Raw genomic sequence first — 24,900 nt, 5'->3', positions numbered from 1 at the left:
CTCGTTGGTGGGACCCCAGAGTGAGCAGAGGGCTGTGAGAAATCGAATGCGCTTTTTCGTCTTGGTTCTGTGCGTAGGCCTTTTCGCAGGTCCATCGCTGGCCGTCGGGGCGTCCGCCGGTCTCGCTCGTGCCGAGCCCGGCGCGCAGCCCTACGCTTTCACCTGTAACCAGGCCTCGTTGTCCGCGGATTTCGCCAGCCGAGACGAACTGCCACAAACTCAGGTCCCGCCGGCCGACTGGTACCAGACCGACGCTGACGGGCATTACTCGAACCGGGGATGGGGCCCAAGGGCCGATACCTTGCCGCCGCCGGCAGTCCCGGACGATGCGGGCTGCGCTCCCACCACCTGGATGCAGGAACGGATTCTTACCGTGGCCATGCGCTATATCAACTCACCGGACAACCCGCTGGGGCTGCAGTACCGCCATCACCACATCCCGGGCTGGGACCCCTCGAACTCGACCTTCGCCGGTGCCCCCGAGGAGAATCCCGACACCGACGTGCCAGACGGGCTCACTGCATGGGATGCCGGGCGGGGCCTGGACTGCTCGAATTTCACCGCCTGGGTATACAACTACGGCCTGGGCATCAAGTTCGATGGCGACGTCCACCACCAGTTCGCAGGAACCGCAGGCCCGATGGGACAACGCATTCCGCAAGACGGCCCGTTCGAGCCAGGCGATCTGATCTTTCTGCATCCCGACGGAAATACGAATCAGGCTTCGCACGTGGTCATCTACATCGACGACCAACACATCATCGACAGCCGCGTTAACGCGCAGAACCTTGTCGGTGTTCAGATCCGCAGCCGCGAGGGTTGGTACCGGGGGGCGGTTCTCTCAGCATGGCGTCCGATCGCCTGAGATCACCCGTGGTTCACGACCGTCTGACCGCAAGGTCGGCGGCCCAGATGACCGTCAGCCGACTGCAGAACTTAGCTGCAACGACGTTCTCGGCGCATGACACTCTTCCTGGCCGGTCGCAGGCTCGCCTTGACAGCAAGTCCGCAGGAGCAGTGCCCACCCGGCCCCATCGAGAAGATCTAGGATTTATCCCCGAGAACCGTGACTCAAACGACAGGAGACGCGGACATGACGGACGCCACCGCCGGGTCAGAACATCGCCGGGGACGGCAGGAGTAGGACCTCCCACCATGGCTATCCCGGCCGGGAGCCCACACCTGGAGGTTCCGCCGTGCGGCAGCCCCGCTCCGGTCGGTAGCGCAGCAACCCATCAGACCAAGCGCGGAACCTCTTCATCGAGGATGCGGCGGCTGCCACGCAGCAGCCCATCGAGGATCTCGATGATGTCGTGTACCACGAGATCAGCGACGTTCGCGGGCCCCACCACGAAAACCTGCTTTGCACCGGCCGTCAAACCCGCGAAGTCTGGGTTCTCGGCCGCGGCAAATCGCAGTTCCCAGCCGATCCGGTTTCCGACAACCCGAGCCCGCGCGTTGAGTGACGCGATCTCTTCGGCACTAAGGCCAGCTTTCACCATTGAGAGCCTTTCACTCTTGGCCGCCGAGACCCCTCGACCCGGCACGCCAATACGCCCATATTGTGTGACGGTACGAGCGTATTGTCCAGCTGTAACTAGCGTGGAGCCGTGAATAGCCGGCCTCCCCTGGGCGGCGACCCCGACAGGGAGGACCAATCGAGTGCGGAGCGAATTCGCGATTCCGCGTTGAGATGCTTTGCCGATCACGGCACCGCCACGACCACCCTGCGGCAGATCGCCAGCGAAGCCGAGGTGTCCATCGGATTGGTACAACACCATTACGGCACCAAGGGCCGCCTGATCAAAGCCGTCGACGAGCATGTCATGGCTGTGCTCGACGCCAGCTTGGCCACGCCCCCCGCCTCCCTGCCGGTGGATCCAGTGGAAGAATTCGGCCAGCGGGTGACGAACCTGATCCTGAATCGGCCGGACGTCGTCGACTACGTCGGGCGCACACTCATCGACGGTAACCAGATCGGTACGGTCATTTTCGATGGCCTGGTGGCCATGGGTCAAGCCCGCTGGAAGCAGCACGCCGAGCAGCAGCTGACCCGTGCCGACCTCGACTACACCTGGGCGGCATTGAACCCGCTCATCCTCGTACTCGGCGCTATCACCCTGCGCACGCACATCGACCGACATCTTCCCGAATCTTTCGCCACCACAGCGCAACTCACGCGATGGCAGCAGGCCATGAACATGTTGATCCGCCAGGGGCAGCTCCGCAGCATAGATGACGAGAACACATCGGCCTGAAGGCCGCATTCGGCATCCGACGAGAACGACCGGATCTTACCGATGATTCGAAGCCGCTCAGATCCAGTCTCGAATCGCGAAGCGGCTCTGGAGATCCGGATTCAAGTCACTTCGATGCGGGCCATTTGTCTGCTCAGCGTGCGTTCCGCGAATGGGGTCGACAGTGCCGGCTTGAGCCAGCGCGCGGCAGCAACCCATCTGGGAACGTCGACGCGCCGCTTTCGGTGTTCGATCGCGTCGACGAGCCGTACCGCGCACTTGTCGGCCGTGACGGTCCGGCGCAACGGTCCCGGCAATGCTGCAAGCAGCATGGTGAACTCGGCTGAACTGGACTGTGTTTCACGCAGCATCGGCGTATCGACCAACGACATGTGCGCCGAACCGACCCCGACGCCGTGGTGTGCGACCTCGATCCGCAACACGTTCGCAAATTGCTCGACGCCGGCCTTACTCGCGCCATAGGCCGCCATGCCAGGCACGGCGGTGTAGGACGACGCCGACGCCACGATCAAAACGTAGCCCCGCTGATCGATGATCGACGGCAGAGCTGCGCGGACTGTGTGGAACACGCCGATCAGATTGGTCTCGATCACGCGCCGGAAGGCCGCCGGCTCTACGGTCTGCACAGGGGCCCAGTGTTCGATGCCCGCGTTGGCGACCACCACGTCGATCGCACCAAATCGGTCTACTGCGGTCTCTGCGGCAGCCCGCATCGCGTCAAAGTCGTTGACGTCAGCGCAAACACAGACGACAACATCGTCTCCGAGTTCACCTGCGAGCGTGCGGAGACCGTGCTCGTCGACGTCGATGAGCACCAGGCGCGCACCACGCTTGTGCAGTAGCCGCGCCATGCTGGCACCGATCCCGTGCGCCGCACCGGTGATCATCACTACTTTTCCGCGAAGCATGACTCATCCTCCCCGTCGCAGTCTGGCCGACCTACGCCATGCCAACCGCAGACGTAATGGATCTACCAGAGGTCTCCGGGCCGCCAGTCGCATATGAGAGCGGTTTCGCTGTCAAATGGTTGGTCCACACCGGCGGGGTGCAGCAGGTAGATCCGGTCGGCGTGATCGTAGGTGTCGATGACGCCTGCGGGGCCAACTGCTTGGGTGTGTCCGGTCCAGGCCCGCCAGCCGCGGGCGGCATAGAAGTCGGTGGCGGTCTCGACCGCATTGAGGGCACCGAGCTGGTGGCGAGTGCGGATGATGTTCTCGGCATGGTCCATGACGAGGCGGCCCAACCCGCACCCCTGCTGGTCGGCACGTACCGCGACCCCTTCGACGTAGCCGGTATCAAAGGCAATGCCATTGTGGTGCAGGGTCCTGGCGACCACGGCGGCGAAAGCCACCAGGGACTGCTCGGCGGTAAGGACCACGTGCACGCCTTCGACGGCATGTAACCAATCATGGGATCGGAAGCTGGATCCAAATGCGCTCCGCACCAACCTCTCCGCGGCATCAAGCTCCGCTCCACCAAGGTCACCGCGTTCGGCGATCAACACCTCGACCATCGAAACAGGGTGGCACACGGAGCGCGATTTTGTCTTACCCCACACCGTTATCGATCGCGACCGGCTATCGATTGACGGTACGGTAACCCGGACGTCGCCTGGTCCGCGCTGCGGACCTGGGAGGTGGATTCAGCGCGACCGGATCCGGAGTTGACGATCGTCAACGTCATGATGGGAGAAGCCGATGAGTTCATTCGATGTGCTTCTGGGCGATGAACGAGTCCAGCTCGACGCGTTTGTCGAGCAGTACCGCAGGGCCATCGAGGCGACCCTTGAGGGCCTCACCGAGGAACAGGCCCGTCGTCGCCTCGTCCCGTCGGCGACGACGCTTCTCGGGCTGCTCAAGCACGTAACGTGGATGCAGCGGGTGTGGTTCGAGGAATGTGTCGGAGGCACATCCCGCCAGGAGCTCGGTCTGGTACAGAGCCCGGACGAGTCCTTTCGGCTCACCGGAGACGACACTGTCGCGTCGGTCACGGCCGCCCATCGAATGGTGTGCGCGACTGCCCGGACAGCGGTCGCAGACCTGCCGCTGGATACTGTCGTGACCGGCCACCCGGCCGGGCCGCGCACGCTTCGATGGGTCTACCTGCAAGTCCTGCGCGAGCTGGCCCACCACTGCGGACACGCGGACATCCTGCGCGAACAGGTACTCGCAGGCTAAGTTCCGCGCCAGCTGGGTGTTTTCTGCCAATTGCGGCCACTTCAGGTCGTCCTCAGGTTGGGCGGTGACCCTGGTGGCATGCGATGCACACACCCGCGCGCCGGACTTGCCGTCCCACGGCCATAACGATGCCCATCCAGTCCCCGCAGTGGAACGCCACCGCCCGCATGCTGCGCCGGGCCGGTTTCGGCACCTCCGGTCCGGCAGTCGACGCCGCAGTGGAGCAGGACTGGCCGACCCAGGTGGCCCAAGCCCTGGCAGTCGACCCCGACGCCGACCAGGGCGCTCGTGCGACGCCAATGCCGTCGTTGGATCCACCGACGCCGCCGGGCAAGGCCGCACCCCGGTCCGCACACCAGCAGTACAACGCCGCACTCGGCGAACAGACCTCCCAGCTGTCCCAATGGTGGATGCGCCGGATGGTGTCCGTCGACGAGCCGATCCACGAAAAGCTGACTCTGTTGTGGCACAACCACTTTGCCACCTCGGCGGCCAAGGTACGGATGGCGGCGTGGATGGGCGCACAGAATCAGAAGCTGCGCACCCTCAAGCTCGGCGACTTCCGCACCCTGGCTTACTCGATGCTCACCGATGCCGCAATGATGCAGTGGTTGGACGGACAGACCAACACCGCGAAATCCGCCAACGAGAACCTTGCGCGCGAGTTCATGGAGTTGTTCGCGCTAGGACACGGCAACGGCTACACCGAATCCGACGTGCGCAACGGTGCGCGAGCACTGACCGGATGGGTGCTCGGCGACGGGGATCCGCGCCTGGTCCCCGGGCGCCACGACTCCAGCGGCAAGTCCTTCCTCGGTGCTACCGGCAATCTCGATGCCGCCGGGTTCTGCGACGCGGTCCTTGCCCAACCCGCATCGGCGGGTTACATCACTGGACGGCTGTGGCAACAGCTGGCCAGTCAGACGGCGCCTTCGGCGGCCGCGTTGGCACGCCTGCTGGGCGCCTACGGGCCCGGCCGCGATCTGTACGCGCTGACGCAGGCGATCCTCACCGATGAGGAGTTCATCACCGCCCGACCCGGTCTGGTCAACACCCCGGTCGAATGGTTGGTCGGGGTGGCGCGGTCGCTGCGCGTGCCGATGGACGACAAACGCGTCAAGACCTCGGTGGCGGCGCTGAAAACCCTTGGGCAGCAGCCCTTCTATCCACCGGACGTCGGCGGCTGGCCCCGCGGTCAGGTGTGGCTGTCCACCGTCAGCGCCGGCGTGCGCATGTCGACTGCCGCCACGCTGGCGGCCGCCGGGGACCTCTCCCCCATCGAGCAGGCAGTGGCGTCCGACCGCATCGACGCCGTCGGGTACCTGATCGGCATCGGCGATTGGACCGACCGCTCGGTCAAGGCGCTCAAGCCGCTGACCGGCAAGCCACCCATGCTGGTGGCCGCGGCGGTCAACACCCCCGAATACCTGACGTCGTGAGCGAGGACCCATGCCGCAACTGACTCGCCGCACGTTCCTGCGCGCCAGCGCCGGCGTCGGTGCGCTGGGCCTGCTGTCGGGTGCGGCCGCCGTGTCATGGCCGGAGTTGATGGACGCCGCTCAGCGGCGACCCCTGGCAGACGGCGACGGCGTCGCGGTCATCGTCACCCTCTACGGCGGCAACGACGGCATCAACACCCTGATTCCCTACGCGGACAACGCCTATCACGACGCGCGTCCCGACCTGGCCTACGCGCCCGGCGACGTGCTGCACCTCGACGATCAACTGGGTCTCAATCCGGCGCTGAAGGGCCTCCACACCGCATGGGGCGACGGGCACCTGGCGATCGTGCGTGGCGTCAGTTATCCGAAGCCCGACCACAGCCATTTCCGGTCCATGGACATCTGGCAGACCGCCTCGCCGGACGAACCCGTCAGCACCGGCTGGATCGGACGCTGGCTGGACAGTACTGGTGACGATCCGCTGCGGGCCGTCAACATCGGGGCCGTGCTGCCGCCCATGGCCGTCGGCGCCAAGACGACGGCCGCCGCCCTGTCGCCGACCACTACGGCGGCGTCGGCGAGCCGGTTCGCCTCCACCATCGAGGCGCTGAGCGCCCCCGACGACCGTGACACCGACGTCATGTCCGCCGTGTCGGCGTCATACCGCACCACCCAGGCCTCCGACAAGGCCTTCGCTCACCTCGGTCAGCCCGCCAGTCGCGGAGCCAACCCGTTGGCCGCTCAGCTCGATGTGGTCGCCAAGGCGATCACCGCTGCGGCTCCCACCCGCGTCTACATGGTCTCGCTAGGGGGCTTCGATACCCACGCCGACGAACGCGGCACCCAACAGCGACTGCTGCAGACCCTCGACGAGGCCCTCACTCCGTTTCTGCAGCAGATGGCCACCGATCCACACGGCAAGGACGTCGTCGTCCTGGCGTACTCCGAGTTCGGCCGACGCATACGCGCCAACGCCTCACAGGGCACCGACCACGGCACCGCCGGTCCCGTCTTCGTCGCGGGTGCACCCGTGCGCGGCGGCTTCTTCGGCGACGAACCCAGCCTCACCGACCTGGACGACGGAGATCTCAAGCCCACCAACGACTTCCGCGACGTCTACTACGACATCCTTACCCACACGCTCGGGGCCGATCCGACCCCGGCGGTCGGCTCCGGCCGTCGCAGTTTAGGGCTGCTGTGACCGAACGCCGTCAGCGGAACGTGGCCCCGGACCCAGACCGACCGGCAGCGCGCGATGGCCAGACCTTCATGATCACCGAGTTCCGAGCATCACCATAGGCGCGGGCCCAGCATTTCCGTCCATCCCCGCAACGCCCGACGGGAGGGCAACCGCGCAGAACCCACCGACATTTTGAGAGCCAGCGTTTGCCCTTTTCGAAGCGAAACGTGGCTCAGAGGTCGATGTTGGCCGTGACGTGCTTGATGCGGGTGCAGTCCTCGAGTCCGTACATCGACAGGTCCTTGCCGTATCCGGAATGCTTGAAGCCGCCGTGCGGCATCTCCGCGACCAGCGGAGTGTGGGTGTTGATCAATCTCAGCGAGAACGAATCCTACGAAGTGACGGCTCGAACAATCAGCTCGAACGCAAGCAGTGTCGCGGTGTCGGATCTCGCTATGCACCATTTTGCGATTGCGGGCTCGCAAGGTGACCTTCAAACCCAACCTCTTGTCGCCTGTCCCCACCGATCGATGCGGTGGCCGACAGTGCCCGTTGGAGACGATTGTTCATACAGATAGCGACGTCGTCATTCTGCGCCATTCCAGATACGACATTGCCACCCAGCTTGAGAAACGACACCGACCGTCGTTGTTGGTTCTCGAAGTTGCTGGCGAACCCGGCTTTCTCAACTTCGTGACAGACCTAGAACGGCACGGTGGTGCTGATTTAAGACGCAGGCCGGTCGACGGTGAATCGTCGACCACCGAGTCGCCCGCTGTGCCAGTTGCGGCAGCGAAACGTATCTGATTTGCAGCAGTCCTGAACAATCACCGTTATCCATCGCCAATGGCTATGGATTGCACTGGACGAACCACTGCGTCGCTCGACGTGGTGGGCGGCGCGACCGCGGGACCTGGTTGGGCTCAGGAGCGGCCAGCTCTTCGGGGCTGACGTCGAACAACCAATCACCGCACGGCGGAGGATGTTTCACGTCCGCCGGAACAGCCTCGGCGCCCAGTCCCTCAAGTTCATCGCGACCCTTGACGTAGTTGCAGAGCGTCATCGGCTCGGTACCCAGAGCGGTGGCCAATGACCGCATGCTGAACGCGCCGAGCCGATGGCGGTCGACGATCCCAGTCCTGTGAGCGCGAACTTCAGCAACAGTGAACCGTGCCTGCATCGCCGGATTCTCCCTCCGCCGGCCCTTGACACGTACAGCGTACGTGTTCTACATCTATACGTACGCCGTACTTATAACTGGAGGATGCCACGTGAACCAACCCATCACCACCTCGAGGGTGTCATTCGCTTCGAACGGCTCGCGCTGCTCCGGGTGGCTGACACTGCCCAAAGATTCGGGGCCCCATCCGGGTCTTGTCCTTGCCCACGGTCTCGGCGCGACCCACGACATGGCGCTGTCGCAGTACGAACAACACTTCGCACGCGCGGGGGTGGCTACCCTGGCCTTCGACTACCGGCATACCGGCGAATCCGCGGGAGTACCCCGCCAGCACTTCAGCATGCGCCGGCACCGACAGGACGTCGGGGCGGCGCTGGACTATCTGCGGGGCCACCACAGCATCGACGCGCCTCGAGTCGGTCTGTGGGGCACCAGTCTCGGAGCCATGCACGTACTCCGGGTGGCCGGTGCGCGTGCCGACCTTGCCGTGGTCGTCGTGCAGTGCCCGATCGTGCACGGCCCGGCCACCTTGGTCCGCAGCGGTTGGCGGTCCGCCATCCGCCTGACCCCGGCGATCCTCGACGACATCCTGCGCCGGATACGCGGCGCCGGCCGCAGGTATGTCCCCATCGTCGGTGAACCGGGCACTGCCGCAGCAGTCACCATCAGCGGTGCCGCCGACGGCTGGTACTCGACCGTCCCACCCGATGCCACTTTCGACAACCGCATCGCCGCCGCCGACATCGTTGCCATCGCTGCGACCAGCGCCAAACGCCGGGCTGCGAATATCGCTGCGCCCCTGCTGGTGTGCGTGTCGCAGAGGGAGACGCTGATAGATCCGCGCCACGCCGAAGAGATTGGGCATCGAGCGGCGCACGGCGTCGTCCGTCACTACGACGGGGATCATTTCCAGGTGTATCACCAGCCACTGGTGGCAGACCTCCTTGCCGACCAGACCCGATTCCTTCAGGAGCACTTGAATGTCCAGAACGGCTGACATGCTGCGGGACAACGACACCCGGCTCACCGAATTCCTGGCATCCCTCACCGACGATGAATGGACTCAGCCCAGCCTGTGCACCGCGTGGACCAATCACGATGTCTTGGCCCATCTCGTGATCGGCTACTCTGCGTCGCTTTCGTCGATTGTGGCCAGCACGCTGCGGCACCGCGGGTCATTCGACCAAGCCAACACTGACATGGCGCACGCACTGGCCACCCAACGGAAACCAGCCGACCTGCTCCATGATCTCACCGCGCTGACACGGCAGGCTCGCGGCGTCGGCCGTGTCTTCCCCCGGCGACTGTTACTGGGTGATCACATCATTCACGAACTGGACATCACCTATGCACTGGGCAGAGATTGCACAATCCCGGCCGCGTCGGTCGCTGCGGTACTGGACACCGAAGTGCGGATACCCAACCCATTCGTCCCGGCTGCAATCCGCGCGCGAGGCCTGAACCTCATCACCACCGACTCCACGTGGGCGCGCCGTAGCGATGGCCCCACCGTGATCGGCCAAGCCGCGCACCTCGCCTCAGTCCTGGCCGGCCGCCCGTGGGCGCTGCGGCAGTTGACCGGTGATGGCGCTGCCGTTCTTGCGTCGCGCCTCGAGCCGCCTCGGAAGCCTTGATCATCACGACGCACCGGACATGCCGGGTAGATCAACGTCGACATTGGCCATCTGGTCCGCGCGTGCCGCCAGCGCAGTCACCAAGTCCAGCACTGGCTGTATCGAGCGCGCCGTCACCAGCTGCATACCGATCGGCAGCCCGTCGATATGGCCCGCCGGGATACTGGCGGCCGGAGCCCCGACAAGATTCCAGATTGCCGTCATGGACAGGAGCGCCTGTTTGGTGGCGACAGTGCGATCCGCGATGTGTGAATGACGTTCTCCGAGAACGGGCGCCGAGAGCGGGGTGGTGATCGTCGCCAACACATCTGCATCACGTTGCAGGACCCGCAGAACGTCTGTGACCGCATTCGAACGCGCGATTGTCGCTTCGATGTACTCGTGGCGCGTGATCCGCTGCGCGTTGGATAACCGGTCCAGCGTATCGGGCTGATAGAGATCAGCAGAACTCCGCATCATGTTCCGATGGACAGCCGTCACCTCGAAACTCTGGATCTTCTCGAATATCACCTGTAGGCGCTGCGGGTCCGGCAACTCGACATCGACGAGACGGATAGCCCCCGCGCGGTCGAGGTCGCGCAGATTCGATTGACAGCACTCGACAATTGCGGGATCGGCCGGGCCGAGGTGTTCAGGGTCCAGCCAGCCGACCGTGACCGGGCGATTGATGTGCGCCGCTTCCTGCGATCCCAGTCCAAGTTCTCGGCTGACGATTTCGATATCGAGGGGATCGGCCAGAAGGAATCCGATGTGGTCCAGGCTCGGCGCCAGAGGAAAGACACCGGCCATGCTCAACCGGCCGTACTGCGGTTTGAAGCCCGTGACACCGCACAGCGCCGCCGGAATGCGGCATGACCCTCCGGTGTCGGTCCCGATCGCAAGCGCAACGATGCCGGCTGCGACGGCGGCCGCACTTCCCCCGCTGGAACCACCGGTCATACGAGTGGCATCGCAGGGATTTCTCGAAGCGCCGCGGTGGGCGCTGTCGCCGGTCGGGCCGTAGGCGAACTCGTGGGTGACGGTTTTCCCGAGCACGATTGCTCCCAGCGCCTCCAGTTGCCGGACGACGGGAGCCGAAGCGGCCGCGATGTGTCCGGCCATGTGAGCCGATCCGCATTCGGTCGGCATGCCTGCGACGTCGATGACATCCTTCACCGCGATGGGGATGCCGTGTAACGGCCCGCACTGTGCCTTTGTGCGGCGCTCCTGATCCAGCAGCGCCGCACGCGTGAGCGCACCGATTCGATCGACGTAACTGAAAGCGTTGAGCTGACCGTTTACCGCGTCGATCATCGCGAGCGCGCGTTGGACCAGCTTCGTCGAGGTGGTCGAACCGGTGTTGAGGTCTGCGGCCAGGCCGCGGATGGACCGTGATTCACCATGCGCATGCGGACGACTGCTGACCGGATCGAATCTGGTGGCGGTCATCCGAGTAGACCGATGACAGGAATGATCGTCGCCGTGCAGATCGCCATCGCGCCGGTGCAGCCGACGAATCTGTGAACATGCTGGGGCACAACGTTTCCGATCTTGAACGCCAGCGGAGGCCCGACGAGAACTCCGAGCAGAACCGCCACTGCGGTGGGAATGATCGATGCACCGTAGGCGATGACAGCGGCGGGCGCGACCGAGACGATGGGCACGAAACTGGGGTACCAGCCGTGGACCAGCCAACGACCGCGCCAGACCATGACCGACAGTGTGCTAGCCGCGAGCTGCGCTGCCAGAATCTGAGGAAAAAGAGCGGCCACACCGTCGGTCGGCTGCACGGCGAGGTACGCACCGACACCACCGATAATCAGTCCTGCACTGGCCCACTCATTCCCGAAGAACGGGGCCTCGGTGAAGTCTGCGAGGATGCGGCGCAGCATCCACGACGCCGGCTGGTGGCGAGCGCCCGACGGCGGGTCTGGCGCGTCGTCGACCACGCGCCGGTGCGTGGTCGACGCAGGGATGCCCGCACCCCGCTCAAGCCATGGCAGCCAACGACATACGGCGAACGCCACGATGGCCGTAGCGGTCATTGCCGCAGTGAATCCGGCGACCGCCGGAATGCCGAGTGGGATACACACGTAACGCGCGGCCGCGATCGCGGCCGGTACCGTCATCCCGGCTCCCAAGAATGCCGCGGTGACCGCCACCTTCCAGCCCCTCCCGTACATCAGCACCACCGCGGGCGTCACCGATACGAACGCAACGAACAGCGGCTGCCATGGGGTGGCTGCTGATTGCGTCCAGCCCCACCCAAGATGGCTCAGGAGCAGCGCCAGAATTCCGGCTGTCACCATCCATGGCCATAGGCCGGAATCGCACGCGATGGCGAACCCTGCCCACCGAGTCCGCCGTTTCTGTAGCGAGTACGCAACTCCCCCGCCGGCCAACATCAGCGCCCCGGCTGCCGCTGCGCCGTAGAACGTCGGATCAGCCAGGTTCTCCAGGATGGCAATGCCGGTCTGCCCGCTGCGCGACAAGACTGCTGCGATCCAATGGTGAGTGTGGTTCGCGCCTGCCGCGGCCTGCGCCAGCGCGGGCAGCACCGACACAGCCGCAGCTGACAGCACGACGGCGACCGCGGCGACACTCAGCAGGGACCCGCACTCGGCCTTGCTCGGTGAACGCTTGGTCGCGGATCGCATCATCGCGGAAAGCCTTGGCCTCGGGTGTATCCGAGCATGGAGTCATACAAGTCTGTGCGCCGATCGCGGTGCAGATCATTGAGACTGTTCCAGATCGGGGCACTGCGCGCGCTCGTGAGATCGACCGACGAGTAGACGATGGTCTGTTCTTCGGGCCCGGCGATTTCGTCGATGGGCCATCCGTTCGTACCGGCGATCATCGAGCAACCCAGAAACTGGGCTCCGCGGTCGATACCGACTCGGTTCGCAGCGGCGATGAACACGTTGTTGCTGTGCGCTGCGGTCATGGTCAGGTAATTGGCCATGCAGCGGCCGGCATCGTCGAACAGCGGTGGTGGTGTCCACACCCAGTTGTTGCTTGAGCAGATGATATCGGCGCCTTGTTGGGTGAGAATCCGCGGCACCTCCGGGAACCAGATGTCCCAGCAGATCAGCATCCCGATTCTGCCTATCGCCGTCTCGTAGACGGGGAACCCCAGATCACCTGGTGTGAACCAGAGTTTCTCTTCGTTCCACAAGTGGGTCTTACGGTAGGTGCCGACCACTCCGTGAGGATCGATGAGCGCTGTGCTGTCGAACAACCTCCGGCCATCGAGTTCGGCGAATCCGACCACGACGTGGACGCCACGGCGAGCCGCGAAGTCACACCACGTGCTGATGAACGAACCGTCCACTGGTTCAGCGTGCGCGAATGCCTCCGCGCGGTCCCGGAACGAATAACCCGACGATGACAGTTCAGGCAGGACAATCAGATTCGCGCCGTTGGCTGCCGCCTCTTCAGCCGCTCGCATCGCGTTCGCGAGGTTGGTTTCTCGATTCTCCAGACCGACGCTGGGGTCGATCTGCACTACTGCGATCGTGACGGGACTGACGGACATCGATGACCCTTTCCACTGAGGATTCTTGCTCTACCCAAACGTTTGGGTGTACGGTGACAGCGATACCCCAAACGTTTGGGTTGCGGTGCCGAAAACGCTAGTGTGATCCAGAACATGTTGTCAAGCCCACGAATTGGAGCCGATGACGATGCCAGACTCCTCCCCGGCTACTCTGCAGCAAATCGCTGCCTCCCTCGGCCTGCACGTATCCACCGTGTCTCGGATCTTGAACGCCTCCTCCGCTGACAGCACAAAGGCGGCTTCGCCGCGCACGGTCGAGCGTGTCAGGCAGTACGCCAAGGAGATCGGCTACAGCCCCAATCCGATGGGCTCCGGTCTTCGGACGAGAAAGACAAACCAGGTTGCGGTGTTGGTGCCGCGGCTGTCCGATCTCGTCCTGTCGACCATCTATGAAGGTATCGACGAGGCCGCCGCCGAGGTCGGCATCTCCACGTTCGTCACGAACACGTTCGATGATCCGCAGATCCAGAACCGGAAGCTGGAGCTGGCACTCTCACGCCGAGTCGATGGCATCATCCTGGCCGACTCCCATCTCGACGGTGCCATCGCCCTCGAACTACGCACCCGAAAAGTTCCCTACGTGCTGGTCAACCGCCGAGCTGAGGGGCACGCATCAGTGACGTGCGACGACTACCTTGGCGGTCGAATGGCTGCCGAACACCTCTACGCACAGGGGCATCGAAAGGTTGGCGTGGTCGCGGCACAGCCGTACGCCAGCACCAGCGCCGATCGGCAGCGCGGATTCGTCGACTATTTCCGCGAACACGGGATCCACATTCCCAAAAATATGGTGGCGCAATCGAATTTCGACGCGGAGTCCGGTGCCGAGGCGGCAGATCAACTCCTACGCCGCCGACCCGCGTTGACAGCCATGTTCGCGGTCAATGACTTTGCGGCGATCGGTGCGATGTCGACGGCGCGTCAACACGGCCGGGTCGTCGGAACAGATTTCGCAGTGGTGGGTTTCAACGACATCACGATCGCTCGGCAACTCTCGGTGCCGTTGACCTCAGTGCGGTCGGACATGCACGGCATGGGCAGGCAGGCCGTCACAATGCTGATGGAGGTCCTTGCGAGCAAACCTGCGGAAAGCGCCCTCCTGGCACCCGTTCTCGCCGTCCGAGCATCGTCAGATTTCCAGCTTTTCGCATGAAATCAATTGGTCCGCAACACAACACAAAACAAGGAGCAACCATTGGCCTTCCATGAACTCACCCTCCACGACTTCACCCTGGAAAGCGGCACGATGCTGCCCGAGGCAATCCTGGCCTATGCCACCTACGGTGAGCTCAGCGCCGACCGTGACAACGCGATCGTCTTCCCCACCTGGTTCGCCGGAACACACGAATCCAACGAGTGGCTCATCGGCCCAGGCCGCCCACTCGACACCGACCGCTATTTCGTGATCGTCCCCAACACCTTCGGCAATGGGCTGTCCTCCTCACCGTCCAACACCGCCGCACCGTTTGATGGTCCGAGATTCCCGGCCATCACCATCGGCGACAATGTCGCCGCCCAGCACCGTCTCGTCACCGAGAAGTTCGGGCTGAGCGAATTGGCACTGGTGCTCGGGTGTTCGATGGCAGCGATCCAGACCTACCAGTGGGCCGTGGACCACCCGACCATGGTCAAACGTGCGCTCCCCTTCTGCGGAGCGCCCAAAACGCCAGCGCACTGCAGGGTTTTCGTCGACGGCTTGCGAGCGACACTTGGCGCACCGATGGTCGAAGATCCCAATCCGAGCGGCTCGACCCCCGCTGCCCTGGAGACGTTCGCTCGGGTCTTTGCGAGTTGGGGATTCTCCCAGGCGTTTCATCGCGAAGAGGTCTACCGCCAACTCGGTTTCACATCCTCGGAAGAGACCACCACTGATTTCTGGATCGCGAACTTCTCCGGTCTGGACATCACCAACGTGCTCAGTCAACTCAACACCTGGATCACCGCTGACGTGTCCCGTGGTCCACGCTTCGGCGGCGACCTCGCCGCGGCGCTCGAATCGATTGAGGCCCAACTCATCACGCTGCCATGCGAGACCGACTTGTACTTCCCTCCCGAGGACGAGGAGGCCGCGTCGAAACACATCCCGAACGGAACCGCTGTACGCATACCCAGCGTGTGGGGGCACCAGGCGGGAGGTGGGACCGACCCGGTCGGTGCCGACGTCATCGGCGAGCACACCCGCCGACTTCTCCAACAGGCCGTCTGACCCGCCTGCGCACGTTTGTGAGGTCAGGCTCGCCAAATTGAGGCCCCGCGACAGCTGACAGCCGCCCCGGTTGGTGCCGGGGCGGCTGTCAGCTGTATGCGCAAGCCGCCGCGACACATGCGGTTGATCACCTATTGACACGTCCTACTGTGGCGTGGATCATCTGACAAAACGTTTTTTCAAAGCGGTGAACTACCACTGCCAAAACGCTTAACCAAGGAGTTTTCAGATGACTGCTGTCGCCCCGGCCCCCGAACTCGCCTCATCCCCCAACGACACCGCCCTTGCCGGACTTCAGGCAGCCGAACCCCGGCTTGTCGACGTCCGACCCGCCGGTGACGCCATCCCCGGCATGCGTCGTTCACTCGTGCTGACGTCGGGGCCCACGATGGCCTGGAGTGACTACAGCGGGGGACAGCGCACCGCGATCCTCGGCAGCGTGATCTACGAAGGGTTGGCACCGGACCTCGAGTCGGCAGCCGCCGCCCTGGACCGTGGCGAGGTCGATGTGGCCGGCTGCCAGGACTACTCGTGTGTCGGATCACTCGCGGGTGTGACCTCGGCCTCGATGCCCGTGGTGGTCGTCGAGGACGGCGTCGGCGGCGAGCGGGCATTCTGCACCCTGTTCGAAGGGGAACTTCCGAACCGTCTCAACTATGGAGTCTGGGACAACGCAGTAGCGGACAACCTACGTTTCCTGGCCGACGTCATCGGCCCGGCCCTGGGCGAGGTGATCCGGCAGACCGGCGGAATCGCCCTGCTGCCGATCATGCAGCGCGCACTACGTCAGGGCGACGAATTGCACAGCCGCAACACCGCGGCGTCTCTGCTGCTGTTGCGCGAAATCATGCCCGCTCTTCTGGCAGCAGGCGAACACGGTTCGGCACTGGTGAGCTACCTGACCGCAGGCGACTACTTCTTTCTCCGCCCGGCCATGGCCGCCGCCAAGGTGATGACAAAGCGGATGGCAGGCGTGCCCGGGTCCTCGATTGTCACTTCGATGGCCATGTCGTGCAAGAGCTTTGGCGTTCAGGTCTCCGGATTGGACGGCCAATGGTTCACCGGGCCGCTCCCCCAGTTCGAGCATTACAAGCTGACCGACGGGTACACCATTGCCGACGCGCAATTCATGGGTGGGGAGAGCATCATCACCGAGGTTGCCGGCCTGGGCGCATTCGCGCAAACCGCCGCATTCACCTTGCAGGACTATCAGGGCGGAGTGCAGAACATGATCGGCGCCAACACCGACATGTATGCCATCACACACACGACGAGTCCGATATTCCGCTTGCCGTTCTTCGGCTTTCGCGGAACACCGACAGGTATCGATGTTCGGTACGTCGTCGAGACCGGCATTTCACCGGTGATGGATATCGGCATCGCCGGGGCACACGGCGGCCAAATCGGCGCCGGACTCGCGCGAGCGCCCTTGCAGCCCTTCATCGATGCCGCCGCCGCACTCGATGCCATTTCCACCCAGCACACCACCGAAGGAAGATAGACATGGATACACTTACCGAGTTGTCGACCGAGCACACCACGCTGTCCAACCAGCTCTCCGAGCAGGGCGTCAAATACGCTGTCGGCTGCTGGATCGATGTTCTGGGGCGTCCCAAGTCGAAAGTCGTTCCCATCGACCATCTACCGAATCTGGTCGCCGGCTCCGAACGCTACACGCCGCGTGGGATGGGTGGCATCGGCCGGATGAATCCCGTCGAAGACGAAGTGGTGGGTCTGCCTGATCTGTCCACGCTGAAGATCCTTCCTTGGGATCGGCGCTTCGCCTGGATGGTCGCGGATATGACTGTCGGCGGGCAGGATCCGTTCGCACTATGTCCCCGCTCTGTGCTCAAGCGGATCGCCGCCGAGGCCGCAGACATGGGCTACGTCTGCCAGTTGGGTATCGAGCCGGAGTTCTATGTCTTCAAGCCCGAATCGATCAGCGCCGGGCGCCTCAATCCGATCGCGATCAGCGGAGCTCTGCAGCCCACCCCCGCCTACGATCTTGAAGTCGCGCTGGACGCGATGCCGTTCCTGGACAAGGTCACCAGCTACATGGAGGACCTTGGTTTCGGGCTGTTCAGCTTCGACGCCGAGGGAGGCGAGGGGCAGTACGAATTCGATTACGCCCATGACGAAGTGGTGGCATCGGCTGACCGGATGACCCTGTTCCGCCTTCTGGTCAAGCAGGCTGCCAAAGAGACGGGCCTGTTAGCCACCTTCATGCCCAAGCCGTTCGCCGAGCTCTGGGGCTCGGGTGCGCATTTCAACATGAGCCTCGAAGATCGCAACAGTGGCGAGAACGTCTTCAAGACCGGAACAGGAAATTCCGGCTGGCGCAAGGAGGCGCTCCACTTCGCAGGTGGAGTTCTCAAACATGCCAAAGCACTGGCGGCGCTGTCGAATCCGACCACCAACTCCTACCGCCGACTGGTGCCACGCCTTGCCGACGGCAACTTCTCCTGGGCACCGACGAAGATCAGCTACGGTCACAACAATCGGTCCTGCATGTTGCGGCTTCCCGCCAATCGGCCGGCCATCGAGAACCGCAGCGTAGATACGTCCGCGAACACCTATCTGACAGCGGCATTCATGCTGGCCGCAGGACTGGAAGGGATTCGCGACGGCGTCGACCCCGGCCGGCCAGAAGATATCGTGTCCTACACCGACGATGCCATCGATGTTCTTCCCCGCACGCTCATCGACGCAATAGATGCCTTCGAAGCAGACCCACTGACACACAGCGTTTTTCACCCCGCGTTCGTCACCGACTACGTCGCGATGAAGCGTAGTGAGTGGCAGCGTAGCCACGGCCAAGTCAGCGACGCCGAGCGCGCGACCTACCTCCTGAACCTGTGACCGCCGTCGGCATCTGCGTAGGGCCCACCGAACGTGGTGACGTCATCGCCGCCTTCACCTCCGCAGTCCTAAAAGCCGGTGGGACACCGCTATTGCTCCCCAGTAGTGTCGGCGGCTCGGACCTGGTCGACGACGCCCTCAGTCGTGTCGACGTACTGTTGCTCTCCGGCGGCGGTGACATCCACCCAGCGCAATACGGCGAAGAACGACGGACCACCCTCGATGCCGTGGATTCCCAGCGCGACAAAATGGAGGTGCGGGCGGTTGTGCACGCGTTGCACACCGACAAGCGAATCCTCGGCGTGTGCCGTGGGGCGCAGTTGCTTGCGGTGGCCACCGGCGGGAGCCTCATCCAGGATCTCACGTCCGAGGGTTTCGACGGCCACATCGACGAGCGCCACGACCGCGGATACGCGACCCTGCGGCACAGCATCAAAGCCGAGGTCGGATCCTTGGCCGACAACGTCCTGGCGGGCCTTGATCACGTCAATTCCCATCACCACCAAGCAATCAAGGACGTCGGCGGCCTACTCACCGCGACCGCGTGGGCCCATGACGGTGTGATCGAAGCGGTGGAGGCACCCGGAGTGCTTGGTGTGCAGTGGCATCCCGAAGCGCTGATCAATGACGACGAACGCCATCTCGAGCCGTTTCGGTGGCTGGTTCACGGACACTAATCACAAGGAAATGACATGACCCGTCACAGCCCCGAGTCTGCGCCCAACGCGCAGCGACCGTTGACCGGTGATACCCCGGGCATCAAAGACCGAGTCGGGCGTATCGAGCAACATGGTGTGGAGTTCATTCCCGAAGAAGAACGCCACTCGTCACCGCGCAATCTGACAAGCATCCTCTTCGGTGGATCGCTGACCTTCAGCGTGATCATCATCGGCTGGTTCCCCGTCAGTTTCGGCCTCGGATGGTGGCAGGCAGCCTCTGCGGTCGTGGTCGGCTCTGCCGTCGGCGCAGCGCTGCTGGCCCCGACCGGCCTGATGGGCCCCCGGAGCGGCACCAACAACCCGGTCGCCAGCGGGGCATTCTTCGGTGTCGCCGGTCGGCTGATCGGTTCGATTCTGGAAGCCTCGGCATCGGTGGCCTTTGCCGCACTGAGCATCTGGACCGGCGGTGATGCCCTGGCCGGTGCCTTGACACGATTCTTCGGTCTGACCGACACCGATACAGTCCGCCTCATCGCCTACGCAGTGCTGGCGGTCGTCGTCACGATCGTGTCGGTGCTCGGACACTCCAGCATGGTGTTTTGTCAGCGGGTCATGATCCCAACGGCCGGAGCATGTCTGATCGTCGGGCTGTTCGTCTTCGGCGGGCACTTCGACCCCGACTACACCGGCACCCATGAGTACGCGCTGGGATCAATGCCCGCCGCGTGGCTGCTCTCGGCGCTGCTGTGCGCTTCGACCGTCGCATCCTATGGCCCCTACGCCGGCGACTGGACCCGACACATCTCCCCGCGCAAACACCCCGACATCTCGATCGCGCGAGCACTGTTCATCGGCGGATTGTTCGGCATGGGTGGCCCGTTCATGTGGGGCGTGTTCACCTCGGTGGCACTGTTCGCCGGTGCCGTTCCCGGTGCGGATACGTCGTATGTGCTGGCGCTGGTGGACGCTTCTCCACTGTGGTTCGTCCCCGCCCTGATCTACGTCGGCCTCGCATCAGGGACCGCCCAGGCCGTAATCAACACCTACGGCACCGGGCTCGACACTTCGGCGATCATTCCGAAACTCAACCGCGTCCAAGCGACACTGCTGGCCTGCTCGCTGGCCACCATCCTGGTCTACCTCGGACATTTCAACTCCGCCCTGGCCAACGGTGTGGCCGTCTTCCTCACGCTGCTGGCCTGCTCGTCGATCCCCTGGATCGTCATCTTGACCATCGGACATTTCCATCGGCGCGGTTACTACCGCACCGACGACCTGCAGGTCTTCAACCGAGGCGAAAAAGGCGGCGTCTACTGGTTCACCGGCGGACTGAATTTCGTGGGGATCGGGGTGTGGCTGGTCGCACTGACCGCCGGACTGATGTTCACCAACAATCAGTGGTTCACCGGCCCAGGGGCGGCTCTTCTCGGAGGGTTGGACACCGGCTTTCTGGTGGCCGGCGTCGTGGCCGCTGCTCTCTACCCGCTCGCCCTACGCATGTATCCGGAACGTCCCGAGCTGTTCAGGCCGCTGCCGGACGCGACGACGCCCCGAAAGGGCTGAGTGTTGTCCACTCCTACCTCTGACACAATGGACCGGGTACCGGCGGAGGAGGTCGAAGTGGCGGTGACCATCCGCGACGTCGCGGCCGCTGCCGGAGTCTCGCTGACGACCGTCTCCCACGCATTGAGCAACCAGGGACGCATCGGAGCATCGACGCGACGGCGTGTCCTGCAGGTCGCCACCGACCTCGGCTACACCGCGAATGTGCATGCACAACAACTGGTCACCAACCGCAGCCGCACCATCGCCATCCAGATCGCACCGTTCGACTCGACCAGCCAGTCCAGTCTGCTGATCCCCAACTCCGAGTACTTCCTCGAAGTGCTCAACGGTGCCTCCGCCGAGGCACGCAGCCGCGGATACGCCCTCGTCCTCACCCCCGCCGGAGTTGGCCCAATGGCCATCAGCGGCTTCGGTGTCGACGGTGCGATCATCGTCGATCCCCACGGTGATGAAGGCCTACTCGAACCTCAGTGGACAGCCTCACATCCCGTCGTCACCGCGGGGCGGACCGCCACCCGCCAACACCGCGCGTACGTCGTCGACAACGACCATCGCAGCGCGACCATCCACGCCCTCGAACAGATGTGGGCGCAGGGCTTTCACCGGCCGGCGGCGATGATCACCGACCGTCATCGTTCCTACACCCGCGACGTCCTCGACAGCTACACGGAGTTCACCCGCCACCACGGCCTTCCCGCCCAGACCATCGAAACCGGATCGGAGACCTCCGCGAAAGCCGCACTGCGACAGCTACTCGAGGGTCCCCACCCTCCCGACGCCATCTATGCGGGTTCGGAGGACATCGCCCTGGACGTCATGCACGAGGCAACTAACCTCGGCGTGCGGATCCCCGACGACCTGGGGCTGTGTAGCTGCGTCGACAGCAGCACCTTCAACCTGACCACTCCGGAGATCACCGGCGTGTTCTGTCACCCGCGCACCATCGGAGAACGTGCTGTGGCGTTGCTCATCGATCTCCTCGACGGCAACGAGCCGGCCGAACAGACAGTGACCGTACCCACCGAACTCAACGTCCGCCGCTCGACGCTTCGCACCTCCCCGTAACAGCCGACCTCTGGTCTCGGGCTTCTCGAGACCAATTCCCCAGCCCGATGAAAAAAGCTTTTATCTCCGAAAGGTAACCATGAAGACGCTGGTCATCAGCTCAAGCCCACGCGAAGACGGCAACTCCCACGTCCTGGCCCAATCGGCCATCGACGGGACCGTCCGTGCCGGACACGATGCCGAGCACGTGTTCCTCGGCGACTACGTGGAACGGATGCTGGGCAACTGCCGGCACTGCCGGCGCAGCTCAGATGGCCTGTGCAGCCTCGATGATCGTTACGAAACGCTCCTACTGGAGAAGATGCTGCCCGCTGACGGCATCGTCTTCGCGATGCCGCTGTACTTCTACGGGATGCCCGCACGGCTCAAGACCGTGTTCGACCGTCTCTTCTGCTACACCGCCAACAGTGCGCCGCAACAAGATCAGGTCATCAACGGCATCATGAACAAGAAGGTGGGCGTCGTCATCTCCTGTGAGGAGAGCTATCTGGGTGCGACGCAGGGCGTGATCGCCCAATTCCAGGAACTCACGCGCTATCTGAACCAGGATCTCGTCGGAGTCGTCGTCGGAAACGCGAACTCTCGGGGCGAGATCGTCAATGATCCAACCGATCCGGTGTCAGCGGCCGCCAATCTGGGCGAGCGGCTCTACACCAGTCGGGTCACCGACTACCGTCTCGACACTGCCCGCTCAAACAAAGTCTGGGACTGCTCCCCGGTTGGATGCCCTGACCGGTGAGGATTCGTCTTTGCTGGAAGGATCGAGCCCGCGCCGAGGCTACTTTCTTTCGAGTTCAGCGCTGACGTCACCGCAGTGGAATATGCTGCAGCACAATATGTCTCCAGTAAATACGCGGCTAACCAGCTTTAAACGACGAGCGGCACTGAGCTGTGACGATCCCCAAGTTGATGAAATCGACACATCAAATCCGAAGCGATTCAAGTCAATGAGAGGCATCCCATGAGTCAGCAGCCAAACGCCGCCCCTTCCGGTTACACCACGGTCGCCCCCTGGGTAGTCACCGACGACACCGGGGCATTACTTGACTTCGTCTCGCAGGCGTTCGATGGGGAGGAGCTGGGCCGGGTCTCGACGGCTGATGGCTTGATCGGGCACGCCGAGGTGAAGGTGGGCGACACCATTTTGCTGGCCTTCGACCGTCGTCCAGATTGGCCCGTGATGCCAAGTCTGCTCAGGGTATTCGTCCACGATGCAGACGATGCATTTGCTCGTGCGACTGCTGCCGGCGGTCGCATCGTCACCCCAATCGCGAATGACGCCTTTGGCCAACGCGGTGGCCGGATCGCGGATCCCTTCGGCAATATTTGGTGGGTCACGAGCCACGTCGAAGATGTTCCCGAAACCGAGATGTGGGCGCGTCTGCAAGATCCTGTGTACGCCGAGCGCATGCGCACGGCGCAGCAGACCTTTGACATTGAGATGACGGGGCGGTCAAGTGGGCGAAGCAGCGCGCCTGTAGCCACCAGCTCGTAGGGCTATGCCGGGTGGTCAGCAGTGGTGATACATGGGCAGATACCACTCCAAATGACTAGGGCACAGAGGAGTTCCGCGCACGATGCCGTACGGGTCAGTCCTAGGTGAAGCTTGCAAGAAGGGCATGGGCGCCGTGAGTACAGCGTGTCAGGCTGCAGTCTGCGTTGAGCGGAAACTCCGAAATGACCTGGAACGAAGCGCTCAATGCGGCTAATTAGATTCTCATCGTGGTGTCGGATCCGATATCCGTCCGACACGAAGTTGAGAATTTCGACATCGAGATCGAGAACCTACACGTCGCGCACCCGCGCGCCCCACAGGTTGGCAGCCACATTAGACCTTCTAATGCAACACAATAAACTTTAGCTGTACTGACCCACTGGGAGTCCCTACCGTCAGACGGGTGGCTCCCCCGCTGATCGTCTTCTGCACCGGCTTCGTCACGGCGTTCACTCTGATCGCCGCGATCGGCGCCCAGAATGCTTTTGTTCTGCGCCAAGGTATTCGGCGGGAGCACGTGCTGCCCGTGGTGGCGGTGTGCACGGTCTCGGATATGGCGTTGATCGCGGCGGGTATCGGCGGCTTCGGCGCCCTGATCGCCACCCACCCCGATATCGTCACAGTCGCCAAGATCAGCGGTGCGGTGTTCCTGACGGTCTACGGAATGCTCGCGGCACGGCGGGCGATGAGGCCGAGCGCCCTCAATCCGACCGAGACCGCACCGGCACGCCTGGCCGGTGTGCTCGCGACCTGCCTGGCGCTGACCTTCCTCAACCCGCACGTCTACCTGGACACCGTGGTGCTCCTCGGCACGCTGGCCAATCAGCACAACGACGGCCGCTGGCTCTTCGGGATCGGCGCCGCCACCGCCAGCGCGGTGTGGTTCGCCAGCCTCGGGTTCGGCGCCCGCCGGCTCAGCGGCCTGTTCGCCGCACCGATGACGTGGCGGATCCTCGACGGCGTCATCGCCGCCACAATGATCGCCCTCGGCGCCTACCTCGCACTGACGTAGAACTCGGCTGCGACAGTGCATGCCGCCCACCAGCGCACCGACGGTTTCGCGTGTTCTGCACACCTTCACCGGCCGTACTGAAATCACCGAGATCACTTGTGTCACTTTAGTTTCAGGTGATCAGGTTCTGTCGGTGGGGCGGGCTAGTTTCGGGGTATGAGTTCTGGTCGGGAGGCAGTGCTGGAGGCGCTGGCGGGGCTGGAGGGTGCGGTCGAGGCGCTGGCCGGGGTGTCGTGGGACGGGTTGGCCGGTCCTGACGTGGTGCAGGTGTTGGCCCGGTTGGAGACGCTGACCCGCCGCCAGGCGGTGATCGAACACCGCCTGATCGGGACGTTGATCCGCGACGGGTCGGCGAAAGAGTTGGGCGCGAAGAATTTCAGCGATGTGTTGACCACCGCACTACGCATCAGCCCCAAAGACGCCAAGCGGCGGCTCAGGGATGCCGAGGAGTTGGGTGAGCGTAGGTCGTTGACTGGTGAGCTGTTGGCGCCGCGGATGCCGCACGTCGCGGCCGGCCAAGCTGCCGGTGTTATTGGTGGCGAGCATAGTGCGATCATTCGGGGATTCTTCACGGATCTGCCGGTGTGGGTGGATGCGCCGATCCGGGAGAAAGCCGAAGCCGAGTTGGCTGG

At 63.7% G+C, this 24,900-nt stretch carries 25 protein-coding genes and 1 pseudogene; 18 read left to right on the top strand and 8 right to left on the bottom strand.

Translation table 11 applies throughout. From position 1 onward, the window contains the following. Positions 1 to 34: 34 nt before the first annotated feature. The gene (locus tag H7J73_RS33730) at positions 35 to 865 is read left to right on the top strand and encodes an NlpC/P60 family protein (RefSeq protein ID WP_264069339.1); all 831 of its coding nucleotides are present in this window, start codon (positions 35 to 37) and stop codon (positions 863 to 865) included. 370 nt (positions 866 to 1,235) lie between these two features. Here H7J73_RS33730 and H7J73_RS19865 read toward each other — a convergent pair whose 3' ends face one another. After that, the gene (locus tag H7J73_RS19865) at positions 1,236 to 1,499 is read right to left on the bottom strand and encodes a hypothetical protein (RefSeq protein ID WP_264069338.1); all 264 of its coding nucleotides are present in this window, start codon (positions 1,497 to 1,499) and stop codon (positions 1,236 to 1,238) included. Between the two features lie 111 nt (positions 1,500 to 1,610). On the opposite strand from H7J73_RS19865, the gene H7J73_RS19860 reads away from it, so the two are divergent. Continuing rightward, positions 1,611 to 2,258 (top strand): TetR/AcrR family transcriptional regulator, encoded by a 648-nt coding sequence (locus H7J73_RS19860; protein WP_264069337.1) that lies wholly within the window; start codon positions 1,611 to 1,613, stop codon positions 2,256 to 2,258. A gap of 101 nt (positions 2,259 to 2,359) precedes the next feature. Here H7J73_RS19860 and H7J73_RS19855 read toward each other — a convergent pair whose 3' ends face one another. Together H7J73_RS19855 and H7J73_RS19850 are read right to left on the bottom strand one after the other, a co-directional pair. Continuing rightward, positions 2,360 to 3,166 (bottom strand): SDR family oxidoreductase, encoded by an 807-nt coding sequence (locus H7J73_RS19855; protein ID WP_264069336.1) that lies wholly within the window; start codon positions 3,164 to 3,166, stop codon positions 2,360 to 2,362. A gap of 62 nt (positions 3,167 to 3,228) precedes the next feature. Beyond that, positions 3,229 to 3,771, bottom strand: a complete 543-nt coding sequence (locus H7J73_RS19850; RefSeq protein ID WP_264069335.1) for a GNAT family N-acetyltransferase — start codon at positions 3,769 to 3,771, stop codon at positions 3,229 to 3,231. Positions 3,772 to 3,955: 184 nt separating this feature from the next. On the opposite strand from H7J73_RS19850, the gene H7J73_RS19845 reads away from it, so the two are divergent. The 3 genes from H7J73_RS19845 (at position 3,956) to H7J73_RS19835 (ending at position 7,078) form a co-directional block, all read left to right on the top strand. Next, positions 3,956 to 4,435 carry a DinB family protein gene (locus tag H7J73_RS19845; RefSeq protein ID WP_264069334.1) on the top strand — a complete coding sequence of 160 codons (480 nt, stop codon included), beginning with the start codon at positions 3,956 to 3,958 and terminating at the stop codon, positions 4,433 to 4,435. A gap of 128 nt (positions 4,436 to 4,563) precedes the next feature. Next, complete coding sequence (locus H7J73_RS19840) at positions 4,564 to 5,874, top strand: DUF1800 family protein (protein ID WP_264069333.1); 1,311 nt, start codon at positions 4,564 to 4,566, stop codon at positions 5,872 to 5,874. A gap of 10 nt (positions 5,875 to 5,884) precedes the next feature. Beyond that, positions 5,885 to 7,078: a DUF1501 domain-containing protein gene (locus H7J73_RS19835; protein ID WP_264069331.1), complete on the top strand. Its 1,194-nt coding sequence runs from the start codon at positions 5,885 to 5,887 to the stop codon at positions 7,076 to 7,078. Between the two features lie 211 nt (positions 7,079 to 7,289). On the opposite strand, the pseudogene H7J73_RS19830 reads toward H7J73_RS19835, so the two are convergent. Both H7J73_RS19830 and H7J73_RS19825 read right to left on the bottom strand, forming a co-directional pair. After that, positions 7,290 to 7,427: pseudogene (locus H7J73_RS19830) on the bottom strand (aldehyde dehydrogenase family protein); the annotation flags it as partial. A gap of 480 nt (positions 7,428 to 7,907) precedes the next feature. Further along, positions 7,908 to 8,147, bottom strand: coding sequence for a hypothetical protein (locus H7J73_RS19825; RefSeq protein ID WP_264069330.1), 240 nt, complete (start codon positions 8,145 to 8,147; stop codon positions 7,908 to 7,910). Positions 8,148 to 8,328: 181 nt separating this feature from the next. Between H7J73_RS19825 and H7J73_RS19820 the strand changes: the two genes are divergently transcribed. Both H7J73_RS19820 and H7J73_RS19815 read left to right on the top strand, forming a co-directional pair. Beyond that, positions 8,329 to 9,234 carry an alpha/beta hydrolase gene (locus H7J73_RS19820; RefSeq protein ID WP_264069329.1) on the top strand — a complete coding sequence of 302 codons (906 nt, stop codon included), beginning with the start codon at positions 8,329 to 8,331 and terminating at the stop codon, positions 9,232 to 9,234. Beyond that, positions 9,218 to 9,871 (top strand): maleylpyruvate isomerase family mycothiol-dependent enzyme, encoded by a 654-nt coding sequence (locus tag H7J73_RS19815; RefSeq protein WP_264069328.1) that lies wholly within the window; start codon positions 9,218 to 9,220, stop codon positions 9,869 to 9,871. The genes H7J73_RS19820 and H7J73_RS19815 overlap by 17 nt, the downstream gene beginning before the upstream one ends. A 3-nt stretch (positions 9,872 to 9,874) precedes the next feature. Here the strand turns inward: H7J73_RS19815 and H7J73_RS19810 are convergent, their stop codons facing one another. From H7J73_RS19810 to H7J73_RS19800, 3 genes are read right to left on the bottom strand one after another with little or no spacing between them, the layout of a single operon-like run. Beyond that, positions 9,875 to 11,299: an amidase gene (locus H7J73_RS19810; RefSeq protein ID WP_264069327.1), complete on the bottom strand. Its 1,425-nt coding sequence runs from the start codon at positions 11,297 to 11,299 to the stop codon at positions 9,875 to 9,877. Beyond that, positions 11,296 to 12,510: a hypothetical protein gene (locus H7J73_RS19805; protein ID WP_264069326.1), complete on the bottom strand. Its 1,215-nt coding sequence runs from the start codon at positions 12,508 to 12,510 to the stop codon at positions 11,296 to 11,298. Before H7J73_RS19805 ends, H7J73_RS19810 begins: the two co-directional genes overlap by 4 nt. Next, positions 12,507 to 13,385 (bottom strand): nitrilase family protein, encoded by an 879-nt coding sequence (locus tag H7J73_RS19800; RefSeq protein ID WP_264069325.1) that lies wholly within the window; start codon positions 13,383 to 13,385, stop codon positions 12,507 to 12,509. Before H7J73_RS19800 ends, H7J73_RS19805 begins: the two co-directional genes overlap by 4 nt. Positions 13,386 to 13,527: 142 nt before the next feature. Between H7J73_RS19800 and H7J73_RS19795 the strand changes: the two genes are divergently transcribed. From H7J73_RS19795 to H7J73_RS19745, 11 genes are all read left to right on the top strand, one after another. After that, positions 13,528 to 14,559, top strand: a complete 1,032-nt coding sequence (locus tag H7J73_RS19795) for a LacI family DNA-binding transcriptional regulator (RefSeq protein WP_308207434.1) — start codon at positions 13,528 to 13,530, stop codon at positions 14,557 to 14,559. Positions 14,560 to 14,601: 42 nt separating this feature from the next. Further along, complete coding sequence (locus H7J73_RS19790) at positions 14,602 to 15,612, top strand: alpha/beta fold hydrolase (RefSeq protein WP_264069323.1); 1,011 nt, start codon at positions 14,602 to 14,604, stop codon at positions 15,610 to 15,612. A 229-nt stretch (positions 15,613 to 15,841) separates the two neighbouring features. After that, positions 15,842 to 17,113, top strand: a complete 1,272-nt coding sequence (locus H7J73_RS19785) for a YlbE family protein (protein WP_264069321.1) — start codon at positions 15,842 to 15,844, stop codon at positions 17,111 to 17,113. Positions 17,114 to 17,115: 2 nt separating this feature from the next. After that, positions 17,116 to 18,471: a glutamine synthetase family protein gene (locus tag H7J73_RS19780; RefSeq protein ID WP_264069319.1), complete on the top strand. Its 1,356-nt coding sequence runs from the start codon at positions 17,116 to 17,118 to the stop codon at positions 18,469 to 18,471. Then, positions 18,468 to 19,148, top strand: a complete 681-nt coding sequence (locus H7J73_RS19775; protein WP_264069318.1) for a gamma-glutamyl-gamma-aminobutyrate hydrolase family protein — start codon at positions 18,468 to 18,470, stop codon at positions 19,146 to 19,148. Before H7J73_RS19780 ends, H7J73_RS19775 begins: the two co-directional genes overlap by 4 nt. A gap of 15 nt (positions 19,149 to 19,163) precedes the next feature. Beyond that, positions 19,164 to 20,693, top strand: coding sequence for a purine-cytosine permease family protein (locus tag H7J73_RS19770; RefSeq protein ID WP_264069317.1), 1,530 nt, complete (start codon positions 19,164 to 19,166; stop codon positions 20,691 to 20,693). Between the two features lie 27 nt (positions 20,694 to 20,720). Continuing rightward, a complete protein-coding gene (locus H7J73_RS19765) occupies positions 20,721 to 21,761 on the top strand; it encodes a LacI family DNA-binding transcriptional regulator (protein WP_264069316.1) in 1,041 nt (346 codons plus the stop codon). Between the two features lie 79 nt (positions 21,762 to 21,840). Beyond that, the gene (locus H7J73_RS19760; protein ID WP_264069315.1) at positions 21,841 to 22,500 is read left to right on the top strand and encodes a flavodoxin family protein; all 660 of its coding nucleotides are present in this window, start codon (positions 21,841 to 21,843) and stop codon (positions 22,498 to 22,500) included. A gap of 222 nt (positions 22,501 to 22,722) precedes the next feature. After that, the gene (locus H7J73_RS19755) at positions 22,723 to 23,256 is read left to right on the top strand and encodes a VOC family protein (protein WP_264069314.1); all 534 of its coding nucleotides are present in this window, start codon (positions 22,723 to 22,725) and stop codon (positions 23,254 to 23,256) included. Between the two features lie 403 nt (positions 23,257 to 23,659). Next, positions 23,660 to 24,268 carry an L-lysine exporter gene (lysE, locus tag H7J73_RS19750; RefSeq protein ID WP_264069312.1) on the top strand — a complete coding sequence of 203 codons (609 nt, stop codon included), beginning with the start codon at positions 23,660 to 23,662 and terminating at the stop codon, positions 24,266 to 24,268. 156 nt (positions 24,269 to 24,424) lie between these two features. Next, the coding region (locus tag H7J73_RS19745) for a DUF222 domain-containing protein (protein ID WP_264069310.1) at positions 24,425 to 24,900 on the top strand (476 nt) is incomplete at its 3' end.

Origin of the sequence: Mycolicibacterium komossense (assembly GCF_025822605.1) — a bacterium.
In the GTDB taxonomy this organism is placed as follows: domain Bacteria; phylum Actinomycetota; class Actinomycetes; order Mycobacteriales; family Mycobacteriaceae; genus Mycobacterium; species Mycobacterium komossense.
This window is presented reverse-complemented; position numbering and strand designations above follow the sequence as displayed.

What these genes read in the sequence shown, in the direction of transcription:
- H7J73_RS19785 (WP_264069321.1), top strand. Translation starts at nt 15,842, where the DNA reads ATGACTGCTGTCGCCCCGGCCCCCGAACTCGCCTCATCCCCCAACGAC.
- H7J73_RS19770 (WP_264069317.1), top strand. Translation starts at nt 19,164, where the DNA reads ATGACCCGTCACAGCCCCGAGTCTGCGCCCAACGCGCAGCGACCGTTG.
- H7J73_RS19800 (WP_264069325.1), bottom strand. Translation starts at nt 13,385, where the DNA reads ATGTCCGTCAGTCCCGTCACGATCGCAGTAGTGCAGATCGACCCCAGC.
- H7J73_RS19840 (WP_264069333.1), top strand. Translation starts at nt 4,564, where the DNA reads ATGCCCATCCAGTCCCCGCAGTGGAACGCCACCGCCCGCATGCTGCGC.
- H7J73_RS19805 (WP_264069326.1), bottom strand. Translation starts at nt 12,510, where the DNA reads ATGATGCGATCCGCGACCAAGCGTTCACCGAGCAAGGCCGAGTGCGGG.
- H7J73_RS19845 (WP_264069334.1), top strand. Translation starts at nt 3,956, where the DNA reads ATGAGTTCATTCGATGTGCTTCTGGGCGATGAACGAGTCCAGCTCGAC.
- H7J73_RS19815 (WP_264069328.1), top strand. Translation starts at nt 9,218, where the DNA reads ATGTCCAGAACGGCTGACATGCTGCGGGACAACGACACCCGGCTCACC.
- H7J73_RS19755 (WP_264069314.1), top strand. Translation starts at nt 22,723, where the DNA reads ATGAGTCAGCAGCCAAACGCCGCCCCTTCCGGTTACACCACGGTCGCC.
- H7J73_RS19795 (WP_308207434.1), top strand. Translation starts at nt 13,528, where the DNA reads ATGACGATGCCAGACTCCTCCCCGGCTACTCTGCAGCAAATCGCTGCC.
- H7J73_RS19835 (WP_264069331.1), top strand. Translation starts at nt 5,885, where the DNA reads ATGCCGCAACTGACTCGCCGCACGTTCCTGCGCGCCAGCGCCGGCGTC.
- H7J73_RS19850 (WP_264069335.1), bottom strand. Translation starts at nt 3,771, where the DNA reads ATGGTCGAGGTGTTGATCGCCGAACGCGGTGACCTTGGTGGAGCGGAG.
- H7J73_RS19765 (WP_264069316.1), top strand. Translation starts at nt 20,721, where the DNA reads ATGGACCGGGTACCGGCGGAGGAGGTCGAAGTGGCGGTGACCATCCGC.
- H7J73_RS19810 (WP_264069327.1), bottom strand. Translation starts at nt 11,299, where the DNA reads ATGACCGCCACCAGATTCGATCCGGTCAGCAGTCGTCCGCATGCGCAT.
- H7J73_RS19855 (WP_264069336.1), bottom strand. Translation starts at nt 3,166, where the DNA reads ATGCTTCGCGGAAAAGTAGTGATGATCACCGGTGCGGCGCACGGGATC.
- H7J73_RS19760 (WP_264069315.1), top strand. Translation starts at nt 21,841, where the DNA reads ATGAAGACGCTGGTCATCAGCTCAAGCCCACGCGAAGACGGCAACTCC.
- H7J73_RS19780 (WP_264069319.1), top strand. Translation starts at nt 17,116, where the DNA reads ATGGATACACTTACCGAGTTGTCGACCGAGCACACCACGCTGTCCAAC.